This is a genomic window from Aerococcus urinaehominis (genome assembly GCF_001543245.1).
GTDB lineage: Bacteria > Bacillota > Bacilli > Lactobacillales > Aerococcaceae > Aerococcus > Aerococcus urinaehominis.
This window is the reverse complement of the sequence record NZ_CP014163.1, coordinates 1316423-1328653: the sequence shown is the minus strand read 5'-3', so window position 1 is coordinate 1328653 and position 12231 is coordinate 1316423. Positions and strand designations below refer to the sequence as shown.

General features: G+C 44.6%; 6 protein-coding genes, 14 tRNA genes and 3 rRNA genes. 2 read left to right on the top strand and 21 right to left on the bottom strand.

The genetic code is table 11. The features are described 5' to 3' along the window. Positions 1 to 12: 12 nt before the first annotated feature. Together trmL and queG are read right to left on the bottom strand one after the other, a co-directional pair. Positions 13 to 531, bottom strand: coding sequence for a tRNA (uridine(34)/cytosine(34)/5-carboxymethylaminomethyluridine(34)-2'-O)-methyltransferase TrmL (trmL, locus tag AWM75_RS06100; protein ID WP_074572475.1), 519 nt, complete (start codon positions 529 to 531; stop codon positions 13 to 15). A gap of 1 nt (position 532) precedes the next feature. Further along, positions 533 to 1717 (bottom strand): tRNA epoxyqueuosine(34) reductase QueG, encoded by a 1185-nt coding sequence (gene queG / locus AWM75_RS06095; protein WP_234946605.1) that lies wholly within the window; start codon positions 1715 to 1717, stop codon positions 533 to 535. A gap of 187 nt (positions 1718 to 1904) precedes the next feature. Here queG and AWM75_RS06090 point away from each other — a divergent pair, with 187 nt between their 5' ends. Beyond that, positions 1905 to 2486 (top strand): xanthine phosphoribosyltransferase, encoded by a 582-nt coding sequence (locus tag AWM75_RS06090; protein WP_067979624.1) that lies wholly within the window; start codon positions 1905 to 1907, stop codon positions 2484 to 2486. Between the two features lie 58 nt (positions 2487 to 2544). Here the strand turns inward: AWM75_RS06090 and AWM75_RS06085 are convergent, their stop codons facing one another. From AWM75_RS06085 to AWM75_RS05995, 19 genes are all read right to left on the bottom strand, one after another. Beyond that, positions 2545 to 3936: a L,D-transpeptidase family protein gene (locus tag AWM75_RS06085; RefSeq protein ID WP_067979623.1), complete on the bottom strand. Its 1392-nt coding sequence runs from the start codon at positions 3934 to 3936 to the stop codon at positions 2545 to 2547. A 158-nt stretch (positions 3937 to 4094) separates the two neighbouring features. Further along, positions 4095 to 4179, bottom strand: a tRNA-Leu gene (locus AWM75_RS06080). Between the two features lie 16 nt (positions 4180 to 4195). Continuing rightward, positions 4196 to 4266, bottom strand: a tRNA-Cys gene (locus tag AWM75_RS06075). Positions 4267 to 4278: 12 nt separating this feature from the next. Further along, a tRNA-Gln gene (locus tag AWM75_RS06070) sits at positions 4279 to 4350 on the bottom strand. 11 nt (positions 4351 to 4361) lie between these two features. Then, positions 4362 to 4434, bottom strand: a tRNA-His gene (locus AWM75_RS06065). 10 nt (positions 4435 to 4444) lie between these two features. Beyond that, a tRNA-Trp gene (locus AWM75_RS06060) sits at positions 4445 to 4515 on the bottom strand. A gap of 11 nt (positions 4516 to 4526) precedes the next feature. Beyond that, positions 4527 to 4607 (bottom strand) — tRNA-Tyr (locus AWM75_RS06055). Positions 4608 to 4610: 3 nt separating this feature from the next. Further along, positions 4611 to 4683, bottom strand: a tRNA-Phe gene (locus AWM75_RS06050). 27 nt (positions 4684 to 4710) lie between these two features. Then, positions 4711 to 4783, bottom strand: a tRNA-Asp gene (locus tag AWM75_RS06045). Between the two features lie 5 nt (positions 4784 to 4788). Further along, positions 4789 to 4861, bottom strand: a tRNA-Val gene (locus AWM75_RS06040). A gap of 15 nt (positions 4862 to 4876) precedes the next feature. After that, positions 4877 to 4948 (bottom strand) — tRNA-Glu (locus tag AWM75_RS06035). A gap of 11 nt (positions 4949 to 4959) precedes the next feature. Then, positions 4960 to 5046 (bottom strand) — tRNA-Ser (locus tag AWM75_RS06030). A 25-nt stretch (positions 5047 to 5071) separates the two neighbouring features. Further along, positions 5072 to 5145 (bottom strand) — tRNA-Asn (locus AWM75_RS06025). An 11-nt stretch (positions 5146 to 5156) separates the two neighbouring features. After that, a 5S ribosomal RNA gene (gene rrf, locus AWM75_RS06020) occupies positions 5157 to 5272 on the bottom strand. 71 nt (positions 5273 to 5343) lie between these two features. Next, positions 5344 to 8244: ribosomal RNA gene (locus tag AWM75_RS06015) — 23S ribosomal RNA — on the bottom strand. Between the two features lie 162 nt (positions 8245 to 8406). After that, positions 8407 to 8479 (bottom strand) — tRNA-Ala (locus tag AWM75_RS06010). 40 nt (positions 8480 to 8519) lie between these two features. Beyond that, a tRNA-Ile gene (locus tag AWM75_RS06005) sits at positions 8520 to 8593 on the bottom strand. An 83-nt stretch (positions 8594 to 8676) separates the two neighbouring features. Next, a 16S ribosomal RNA gene (locus AWM75_RS06000) occupies positions 8677 to 10224 on the bottom strand. Together the 16S, 23S and 5S rRNA genes with 14 tRNA genes alongside form the textbook arrangement of a ribosomal RNA operon. A gap of 292 nt (positions 10225 to 10516) precedes the next feature. Continuing rightward, entirely contained in the window at positions 10517 to 11161 is a 645-nt protein-coding gene (locus tag AWM75_RS05995) for a DUF1189 family protein (protein WP_158320166.1), read from the bottom strand. A gap of 231 nt (positions 11162 to 11392) precedes the next feature. On the opposite strand from AWM75_RS05995, the gene proC reads away from it, so the two are divergent. After that, positions 11393 to 12205 (top strand): pyrroline-5-carboxylate reductase, encoded by an 813-nt coding sequence (gene proC, locus AWM75_RS05990; RefSeq protein WP_067979617.1) that lies wholly within the window; start codon positions 11393 to 11395, stop codon positions 12203 to 12205. Positions 12206 to 12231 lie beyond the last annotated feature (26 nt).

Here is a 12231-nt window from a genome sequence, read left to right as displayed (position 1 = left end):
GAATTTTACCCTCTAATCTAACTTATCATGCTCATAGTGATGACTTAATTCTAAATGCATAAAATCTAATTGTCTGAGTAGTTCATAAAGAACTAAGGCTACGCAATTAGATAAATTTAAACTACGCACATGGCTATCATCCATAGGAATGCGTAGACATTGGTTTTCATGCTGACGCATAAAGTCTTCAGGTAAGCCGGTTGTTTCCTTGCCAAACATTAAAAAGATATCTTGCCCAGCTTGAGCTAGCTGGCGATAATTTGCTTGGTCATAAGTTCGATTAGCAAATTTTGTAATTAAAAATAAAGGCTGGTCACTTAAATATGTCATAAAACTAGGCAAATCCTGGTGGTAGCTTATTTGCACCTTGTCCCAATAATCAAGACCCGCCCGTTTTAAATGCTTATCATCGGTTTTGAATCCTAAGGGCTCAATCAAGTGTAAATGTGTATCCGTAGCAGCACAGGTTCTAGCAATATTGCCTGTATTAGCTGGCATCAAGGGTTCGTATAAAACAATGTGGATAGTCAATCTATTTCCTCTTTTCCTTCAATGTAGTTAAAGCCAACTTAAACTCGATTCGCGTTTCCTCATCCGAGTCAGATCGTCGGCACTCCTGATCATAAGCTTGGCTAATAAAGTCCACCAGGGCTTGGTTATAACGTTTTTCAATTTTGGCTACTGCATATGCTGCAGTTCCTCTTATCATGGGACGCATGTCTTGGTCAATAATCTCCAAGAGCAAGGGGATAGCCGACCGATCACGATAGTTAGCCAGGGCCAAAATAGCGTTTCTTTGCAGGGGCTTCTTGCCTCGCCAGGCCCCAGCTAAATGACCAAATTGCTCTTTAAATTGTTTATTGGACATGGTTAGCATCGGTTGTAAAATTGGTTCAACCTGGTCACGTTCCGGCTCCATAAGCGGATGTATATGACTATCTATCCCTTGATTATAAGGGCACACCTGTTGGCAGATATCACAGCCATAAATCTGGTGTCCCACCTGGTCGCGAAACTCACGTGGAATATAGCCCTTAGTCTGGGTTAAATAGGAGATACACCGTTTGGCATTCATCCGCCCATCGCCTAAAAGTGCTCCAGTTGGACAAAAGTCGATGCAACGACGACACTCACCACATCCATCGGCAATAATAGGGTCATTATCAAAAGGTAAGTTCGTAATGATTTCACCTAGATAGATGTAAGAGCCATATTTTTGGTTAATTAACAAGCCGTTACGGCCAATAAAACCAAGCCCTGCTCTTCTGGCAACTGCAACATCACTCAATTCTCCCGTATCAACCATGCCATAAGCTTCAAATCCCTCATAGCGTTCCGCTAAGCAAGCTATCAATTGGTCCATTTTCTCCCGCAGTAGATGGTGATAATCTACCCCCCAAGAAGCACGGGCAAATTGTCCCCGCCTTACACCACGCTCCCGCTTCTTTTCATATAAAGGTTGGTTAGGATAGGCTAAGGCAAAAGAAACAATGGATTGACCAGATGCTAGTAATCTCTTAGGATAAAGTCTCTCATCAATGACTGGATGTTCAAAGCCAGAAGTGTGACCTGCTGCCTTTTGTTCATATAAACTTTTCTGCATATAGGAAAAATCATCTGCAGTAGTAAAACCCACTAAGTCCATGCCAACTTGGTTTAAGGCTAAATCCCGAACTTTTTCTTTTTCTTCCAACCAATTTAGCTGATTTTTAGACAAATTAACCTAATCCTTTCTCAATTATCACTTAAAAAGTTAGCTAAAATTACTTTTCAGGCTAGATTTAATTATAAAACACTGTTATTATATTACACACAAGCTGATCTAACCAGTTATAATACTTTATTTCTAGTTTAATAGACCAGCCGCTAATTGTAATTATTAATATAGAAAAAGGAGCTAATCAATGTCTAATTTAAAAGAGCGTATTCTAAAAGATGGCCAAGTTTTTCCTAACAATGTCCTAAAAGTAGATTCATTCCTCAATCATCAAATTGACCCTACCGTTGTTAAGGAAATTGCTACTGAAATCCATAAACACTTTGCTGATAGAGGAATAACTAAAGTTTTTACTATTGAGGCTTCAGGTATTGCTCCTGCCATCTTAGTCGCTGCTGCTTTTGAAGTACCCATGCTATTTGCAAAAAAATCGGTCCCTTCAACTATGCATGGCGCTGACAAATATGTAACCAAGGTCCACTCCTACACAAAAGACATTACTTCGGATGTAATTATTTCACAACAATACCTTAACGAAGATGATGTTGTTTTGATTATTGATGATTTCTTGGCTAATGGTGAAGCCAGTATCGGTTTAATTGACCTTGTTAAGCAAGCTGGTGCTAAAGTAGCTGGCGTTGGAATCTGTATTGAAAAGACCTTCCAGCCTGGTCGTCAACGTTTAGAAGAAGCTGGTGCGGAAGTTTATTCAATCTGTCGAATCGCGTCGCTAGAAGATGGACAAGTGACTTTTGCTGAAGGTAACTAATCAAAAAATCCTAATATAACAAAAACGTCTCAGTTCAACTGAGACGTTTTTATTTACTCTAATTATAAATAACAACAGGCATACCTACATAGGCCATTTCAAATACTGTAGGCATCACTGAAGGCGGTGTATTAATACAGCCTTGTGAGCCAGCATTGATATAGCTACTGCCACCAAAGTTTGACTGCCAGTTAGCATCGTGAATACCTTGACCGGTAAAATCAAATGGCAACCAATAGTTAACAGGTTGTCTATAGGCGTTACCTAATTGTTGGTTAACCCCAACCAAGACTGAAGGAGACTCTTTATTCCAGACTGCATACGAACCTGGAATTGTCGGCGTTGGCACGCCTGTCCCCGCCATACCAGAAACAATATCCGTTTCCAGTGCCATTTCGCCATTTAGATATACCCACATCTTTTGGTTTGACAAATCAATTTCTATATAACTATCGCCATAATAATTAGCTTGACCATACCCTTCACCGGCAATAGTCGGTTCAAAAGTAACATCTTTAGCAGCTAAAATATGATCGATTAATTCCTGAGTAGCAACATCTCGGTCGATATACCAACCGTAAGTGCCAGGCTGAACAGTTACCGTGCCCTGAATCGTACCATTAAATTCACGTGGTTGTAATAAAGCAGCCACTTCTTGATTAATATCATATAAGTAATTAGTAGCTTGTTCATAGTCTACATTTAAGTTGTTCTCTTCATCTACGTACAGCCACTGTTTTATCTGGTCTTGAGGTACCTGAATTTCTTTACCATCGATCTTCATTTTAATATTTGCTTGCCCAATCGCAGCAGCCTGATCGAGCATAGCCTGGACGTGCTTACTTTCTTCATCTTCAAGATCCAAAGGTTGGTAAGTGTCTTCCAGATTTAGACTATCACTATGGTTAGCTAAACTCGTATTTAGTTGGTGAATAAAGCTATCTAAATGAACAGTATTGCCAATAACAGCAGCTACTTTTTCTAAGCCATTTTCACCATTTACTAAGGTCTTAGGCTGATAAGGCTCACGTTGGCTATTATCAATGCCCAAATCAGTTAATACTTGGTAAGCCTTATCCTCATCAATTTTAATGGCGGTAGCACCTTGACTAGTAAGATCATCAGTTTGGAAAAATTCAACTGGCCAAGTCCACACATTCTGTTGATCCATCTGCTGATTAACCAAAGAACTAGCATCTATACTAGCAGCAATATCATTCACTTTAATTTTAGCTAGCTCCTGATTATTTTCATTAATAGTAAATTCCTTTTGTCCTAATTCTTGGCTAATTTTTTTATTGGCCTGATCTGGCCTTAAATTACTGATATTAACAGCACTAACTTGGGTATTAGGCATGATGTGATTCTGATAGAAAAACACACCACCTCCATAAATAACCACTAGTAAGGCGATAATAATTCCAAATATTGTTATTCCCTTTTTCTTCATAGTGTTGGTCTTCCCCCTAAAGATCTAAGAATTAAATCTATTTGTTAGCATATAGGCTACAAGATTTGACCTATCTATAATAGCATATTTTGCCAATAGAAAACTGAAATTTTGCTCATAAATATAAAAAAAGGACGTCCATGAGACGTCCTTTGTTCTACCGGCGGTCGGGGTCGAACCGACACGCCCTTAACGGGCATTGGATTTTGAGTCCAACGCGTCTGCCAATTCCGCCACGCCGGCATAATAATAAATAGAAAGGCGGTAGTCGGATTTGAACCGGCGATCAAGCTTTTGCAGAGCCATGCCTTACCACTTGGCTATACCGCCAAATATAATAAACTGGGGTAGCTGGATTCGAACCAACGCATAACAGAGTCAAAGTCTGTTGCCTTACCGCTTGGCGATACCCCAATAATAATAAGGGCGACTGATGGGAATCGAACCCACGAGTGCCGGAGCCACAATCCGGTGCGTTAACCACTTCGCCACAATCGCCATGTTATTACAGGGATAGTAGGAATCGAACCCACATCGACGGTTTTGGAGACCGTAGTTTTACCATTAAACTATATCCCTATATAACACTATGGAGGGGGGCAGATTCGAACTGCCGAACCCGAAGGAGCGGATTTACAGTCCGCCGCGTTTAGCCACTTCGCTACCCCTCCAGATGGTCCGAGACAGAGTCGAACTGCCGACACCGTGAGCTTCAATCACGTGCTCTACCAACTGAGCTATCGGACCATGTAGTTAATTAATTATTAAATTAAACGGTCCCGACGGGAATCGAACCCGCGATCTCCTGCGTGACAGGCAGGCGTGATAACCGCTACACCACGGGACCATCTATGGAGGATGAGGGGTTCGAACCCCCGACATCCTGCTTGTAAGGCAGACGCTCTCCCAGCTGAGCTAATCCTCCGATTTACATATGTAATGACCCGTACGGGACTCGAACCCGTGTTACCGCCGTGAAAGGGCGGTGTCTTAACCGCTTGACCAACGGGCCAGGATGAATAACGGAGAGTAAGGGATTCGAACCCTCGAAACAGTTTCCTGTTTACACGATTTCCAATCGTGCTCCTTCAGCCTCTCGGACAACTCTCCAAAAAAGCTAGTTTTACTCTGCCAACTCCGCAAGTAGGACTCGAACCTACGACATCTTGATTAACAGTCAAGCGCTACTACCAACTGAGCTATTGCGGAATAAAAAAATTGCACGGCGACGTCCTAGTCTCACAGGGGGCAACCCCCAACTACATTCGGCGCTAAGAAGCTTAACTTCTGTGTTCGGGATGGGAACAGGTGTGACCTTCTTGCCATCATCACCGCACAATTCTATCTTTATGAGCTTTGTTCGCTCAAAACTGAATCTGTAAGCTAAACTCTCATACAACTAACACTTTGGATAAGTCCTCGACCGATTAGTACTAGTCCGCTCCATACATCACTGCACTTCCACTTCTAGCCTATCTACCTGATCTTCTCTCAGGGGTCTTACTATCTTATAGATATGGGAAATCTCATCTTGAGGGGGGCTTCGCGCTTAGATGCTTTCAGCGCTTATCCCGTCCACACATAGCTACCCAGCTCTGCTCCTGGTGGAACAACTGGTACACCAGCGGTGTGTCCATCCCGGTCCTCTCGTACTAAGGACAGCTCCTCTCAAATTTCCAACGCCCGCGACGGATAGGGACCGAACTGTCTCACGACGTTCTGAACCCAGCTCGCGTACCGCTTTAATGGGCGAACAGCCCAACCCTTGGGACCGACTTCAGCCCCAGGATGCGATGAGCCGACATCGAGGTGCCAAACCTCCCCGTCGATGTGAACTCTTGGGGGAGATAAGCCTGTTATCCCCAGGGTAGCTTTTATCCGTTGAGCGATGGCCCTTCCATGCGGAACCACCGGATCACTAAGCCCGACTTTCGTCCCTGCTCGACTTGTAGGTCTCGCAGTCAAGCTCCCTTCTGCCTTTGCACTCTGCGAATGATTTCCAACCATTCTGAGGGAACCTTTGGGCGCCTCCGTTACATTTTAGGAGGCGACCGCCCCAGTCAAACTGCCCGACTGACACTGTCTCCCGACCGGATCACGGCCGTGGGTTAGAGTGGTCATATCACAAGGGTAGTATCCCACCAGTGCCTCCACCGAAACTAGCGTCCCGGTTTCTACGGCTCCTACCTATCCTGTACATGTCACACAAACACTCAATATCAACCTGCAGTAAAGCTCCATGGGGTCTTTCCGTCCTGTCGCGGGTAACCAGCATCTTCACTGGTACTACAATTTCACCGAGTCTCTCGTTGAGACAGTGCCCAAATCGTTACGCCTTTCGTGCGGGTCAGAACTTACCTGACAAGGAATTTCGCTACCTTAGGACCGTTATAGTTACGGCCGCCGTTTACTGGGGCTTCAATTCAATGCTTCGCATACGCTAACACGTCCTCTTAACCTTCCAGCACCGGGCAGGCGTCAGCCTCTATACGTCATCTTTCGATTTTGCAGAGACCTGTGTTTTTGATAAACAGTCGCTTGGGCCTATTCACTGCGGCTGACCTTGCGGTCAGCACCCCTTCTCCCGAAGTTACGGGGTCATTTTGCCGAGTTCCTTAACGAGAGTTCGCTCGCTCACCTTAGTATACTCTACTCAACTACCTGTGTCGGTTTGCGGTACGGGTTGTCTGATTCTAACTAGAAACTTTTCTCGACAGTGTGATGTCAGTAGCTTCGGTACTTAACTTCCCTCCCCATCACAGCTTGTCCTTAACACGAAGCATTTGACTCTGTGTCAGACTTACTGCTTGGACGCGTTTTTCCATCTCCGCGCTCTACTTAACCTCCTGTGTCCTTCCATTGCTCAAACAAATCAGACAAGTACAGGAATGTCAACCTGTTGGCCATCGCCTACGCTTGTCAGCCTCGGCTTAGGTCCCGACTAACCCTGGGAGGACGAGCCTTCCCCAGGAAACCTTAGTTATTCGGTGGACGGGATTCTCACCCGTCTTTCGCTACTCATACCGGCATTCTCACTTCTATGCGCTCCACGACTCCTCACGGTACCGCTTCAATGCCCATAGAACGCTCTCCTACCATCCTTACGGATCCACAGCTTCGGTGTTCAGTTTAGCCCCGGTAAATTTTCGGCGCAGGGTCACTCGACTAGTGAGCTATTACGCACTCTTTAAATGATGGCTGCTTCTAAGCCAACATCCTAGTTGTCTAAGCAACCCCACATCCTTTTCCACTTAACTGAAACTTTGGGACCTTAGCTGGTGGTCTGGGCTGTTTCCCTTTCGACTACGGATCTTATCACTCGCAGTCTGACTCCCGGATTAAACTATTTGGCATTCGGAGTTTATCAGATTTCGGTAACCCTGGATGGGCCCCTAGATCAAACAGTGCTCTACCTCCAATAGTCATCATCCGAGGCTAGCCCTAAAGCTATTTCGGAGAGAACCAGCTATCTCCAAGTTCGATTGGAATTTCTCCGCTACCCTCACCTCATCCCCGCCTTTTTCAACAGACGTGGGTTCGGTCCTCCAGTGCGTTTTACCGCACCTTCAACCTGGACAAGGGTAGGTCACCTGGTTTCGGGTCTACGACAACATACTCAACGCCCTATTCAGACTCGCTTTCGCTATGGCTCCGTTTCTTCCACTTAACCTTGCATGCTATCGTAACTCGCCGGTCCGTTCTACAAAAAGTACGCCATCACCCATTAACGGGCTCTGACTGCTTGTAAGCGCACGGTTTCAGGTACTATTTCACTCCCCTCCCGGGGTGCTTTTCACCTTTCCCTCACGGTACTGGTTCACTATCGGTCACTAGGGAGTATTTAGGCTTGGGAGATGGTCCTCCCGGATTCCGACGGAATTCCACGTGTTCCGCCGTACTCAGGATACTGCTAGGCCAACGCAACCTTTCGTCTACAGGATTTTCACCTTCTTTGATTAACCATTCCAGGTTATTCGACTAAGTCTTGTCATACCACATTGCAGTCCTACAACCCCAAGATGCAAGCATCTTGGTTTGGCCTCTTTCCGTTTCGCTCGCCGCTACTTGGGAAATCGATGTTTCTTTCTCTTCCTACAGGTACTAAGATGTTTCAGTTCCCTGCGTCTACCTCAGTTTTACTATGTATTGATAAAACTGTAACTACCTATCAAAGTAGCTGGGTTCCCCCATTCGGAAATCTCCGGATCAAAGCTTACTTACAGCTCCCCGAAGCATATCGGTGTTCGTCCCGTCCTTCATCGGCTCCTAGTGCCAAGGCATCCACCGTGCGCCCTTATTCACTTAACCACCGGTTAAGTTGTATGATTCGCGATTGAGTGTTCACTCTTTCGGTTTTTACTCTTGGTAAAATTGTTGAATCTCATTATCTCCTGGTAGAAATAATGATTTTCATGGTTTATTACTTACAGTATTCAGTTTTCAAAGAACAAAGTGCAAGTTTCCTTGCAATGGAGAATAGCGGGATCGAACCGCTGACCTCCTGCGTGCAAAGCAGGCGCTCTCCCAGCTGAGCTAATCCCCCATAGGTATTAAATTATACCATATTGCTAAATAAATAGCAATGGGCCTGAGTGGACTCGAACCACCGACCTCACCCTTATCAGGGGTGCGCTCTAACCAGCTGAGCTACAGGCCCGGTACTTGTCCGTGAATATTCAATTCAGATAGACCTCTCAAAACTAAACAAATAGACAAATGTGCATTCCGTAATATCCTTAGAAAGGAGGTGATCCAGCCGCACCTTCCGATACGGCTACCTTGTTACGACTTCACCCCAATTATCTGTCCCACCTTCGGCGGCTGGCTCCAAAAGGTTACCTCACCGACTTCGGGTGTTACAAACTCTCGTGGTGTGACGGGCGGTGTGTACAAGACCCGGGAACGTATTCACCGTGGCGTGCTGATCCACGATTACTAGCGATTCCGGCTTCATGTAGTCGAGTTGCAGACTACAATCCGAACTGAGAATGGCTTTAAGAGATTTGCTTACCCTCGCGAGTTTGCGGCTCGTTGTACCATCCATTGTAGCACGTGTGTAGCCCAAGTCATAAGGGGCATGATGATTTGACGTCATCCCCACCTTCCTCCGGTTTGTCACCGGCAGTCTCGCTAGAGTGCCCAACTGAATGCTGGCAACTAACGATAAGGGTTGCGCTCGTTGCGGGACTTAACCCAACATCTCACGACACGAGCTGACGACAACCATGCACCACCTGTCACTCTGTCCCCGAAGGGAAAGCCCTATCTCTAGGGTGGTCAGAGGATGTCAAGACTTGGTAAGGTTCTTCGCGTTGCTTCGAATTAAACCACATGCTCCACCGCTTGTGCGGGTCCCCGTCAATTCCTTTGAGTTTCAGCCTTGCGGCCGTACTCCCCAGGCGGAGTGCTTATTGCGTTAACTGCGGCACTGAAGGGTGGAAACCCTCCAACACCTAGCACTCATCGTTTACGGCGTGGACTACCAGGGTATCTAATCCTGTTTGCTCCCCACGCTTTCGAGCCTCAGTGTCAGTTACAGACCAGAAAGTCGCCTTCGCCACTGGTGTTCCTCCATATATCTACGCATTCCACCGCTACACATGGAATTCCACTTTCCTCTTCTGCACTCAAGTTCCCCAGTTTCCAATGACCTTCCACGGTTAAGCCGTGGGCTTTCACATCAGACTTAAGAAACCACCTGCGCTCCCTTTACGCCCAATAAATCCGGACAACGCTTGCCACCTACGTATTACCGCGGCTGCTGGCACGTAGTTAGCCGTGGCTTTCTGGTGAGCTACCGTCAAGGTTGTAGTAGTTAATTACAACTTGTTCTTCACTCACAACAGAGTTTTACGATCCGAAAACCTTCTTCACTCACGCGGCGTTGCTCCGTCAGACTTGCGTCCATTGCGGAAGATTCCCTACTGCTGCCTCCCGTAGGAGTTTGGGCCGTGTCTCAGTCCCAATGTGGCCGATCACCCTCTCAGGTCGGCTATGCATCATCGTCTTGGTAGGCCGTTACCCCACCAACTAACTAATGCACCGCAAGGTCATCGATAAGTGACAGCAGAGCCGTCTTTCCAATCCCTGTCATGCGACATGGATTACTATGCGGTATTAGCACCCGTTTCCGGATGTTATCCCCCGCTTATCGGTAGATTCCTTACGTGTTACTCACCCGTTCGCCGCTAACGTCAGGAGTGCAAGCACTCCGTCAGTTCGCTCGACTTGCATGTATTAGGCACGCCACCAGCGTTCGTCCTGAGCCAGGATCAAACTCTCGTTAAAAGTTTGAGCTACGCTCATTGCTGACGTCTTTATAGTCTTCGTCCAGACAATCATTTGAATTGTTGGTTCATCAACCGAAGTTGATGCCCTACACATTTGGTTCGTCTATTTGTTCAGTTTTCAAAGGTCTATCGCTGTCCGCTCGGGACAACTACTTAAATATATCACGTACTTGATTTGTTGTCAAGAACTTTTTTGAAATATTTTTTTCGCGTCAACACATTGTGCCGCGAACAAAAACTAGTATAACTTGCTGAGCAGGTATATGTCAAGAAGAAATTAAAAATATTTTTTAATTAAATTTTGTCGTCCTGTAGCTCAGATATATCATTATAGCAGGAGCGAATAAAATTAGCAAGAGTAAAATTCGATTATCTAAAAGCAGCCAGGCTAATAAACCTGTGAGCATGCACGGTGCCCCTATTGCTAAAAGCGAAATAGCTACACATTCTTTAAAATTATATATGCGGTTATTATGTCTAGATTGGTTACGCCAATGATTTATTACTAAAGCATAGCCAAAGATTGCTATAGCTAGTCCAACCGTAAATACCAAATGACGACTTAAAGTATAGATTAACCGTGCTTGGTTATTGAGCTCAGTTTGAAAACTATTATTTAGCTGGCTAAATAAGTTCTCATTGTTTACCTGATTATTGGGTATAATCCAATAATCAGGTAAACCCGCTGCATATTGCCGGTCACCAATTTCTAAAACAAAATTATCTGCAAATATAAGCAAACTAGGTCCAGGCTGATCTAAGTAACTTTCTAATTTATCAGCCTGAGGGTTGATTACTGCCAAAGCTTGTTTACCTTTGTAAACTAACTCTCTGTCTGTAGTAATTTTTCCTCGAACAATTTCTATTTGATTAATTTCTTCAGCCATTTGACTAGGAAACTGTTGATGGACGGTTGCGAAATCTTGGCTAACCATTGTATCTTGGTCTGACTGAAAGCAAGCATAGAAAGGCCACACCAACCATAGAGAGAGTACGGTCCCGATTATTAATATATGAAAGTAATTAAACTGGTAGCGTCTATAATAAATTTTACTAGGTGACCAGATTGACTTTAAATAATTCACAATAAACATGGCTTACCTCTTAGCTCTAAAAATGTACTATAATTAATCATCGTAAACAAAATATTAGGAGGAACATATATCATGGAAAAAACAATCGGGATTATCGGTGCTGGTAATATGGGACAGGCTATCTTGTCTGGTCTACTAAAAACAGAAGATTTAACTACTAATCAACTTTGGGTCAGTGATACTGATCAAGACAAACTAAACCGACTTAAAGATCAACACCAAATTAACACGACTATAGATAACACTGTCTTAATTAGCAAATGTCAAATTATTATTTTGGCTCTAAAACCCTATATTATCCGTCCGCTTATCCAGGAGTTCGCCCCGCAATTAAGCAATAAATTAATTATCTCAATTGCCACAGGTTATACCCTAAATCAAGCCACACAAGATTTAGGCAAGCAAGTTAAATTTTGTCGGGCCATGCCTAATACACCTGCTCTGGTAGGTAAGGGCACAAGCGGCTTAGCACCGAATAAAAATATTTCTGATGAAGAACTTTCAACTATTCTATCAATCTTCAATAGCTTCGGCCAGACCATTATTGTCACAGAAGAGGTTCTTAATTCAGCAGTTACCGGTTTAATTGGCTCAGGACCTGCTCTAGTCTATATAATTGCTGAGGCTATGGCTGATGCAGGGGTTCATCAAGGTCTGACCCGGGACCAGGCAATGTCAGCTGCTATTGGGGTTCTCGCAGGATCTAGCCAATTGCTTGCTGAATCTAATCTCCATCCCGGTCAATTAAAAGATATGGTATGCACTCCCATGGGTACAACAAGTGAACTTGTTAGAACTGCTGAGAAACTTGGCATAAGAGCCGCTGTAAACGAATCTATCATTGCTGCCTCTAAGCGATCAGTTGAAATTTCAAAACAATCCTAAACTTAAAACCAGGTCCTAGCTCAGGG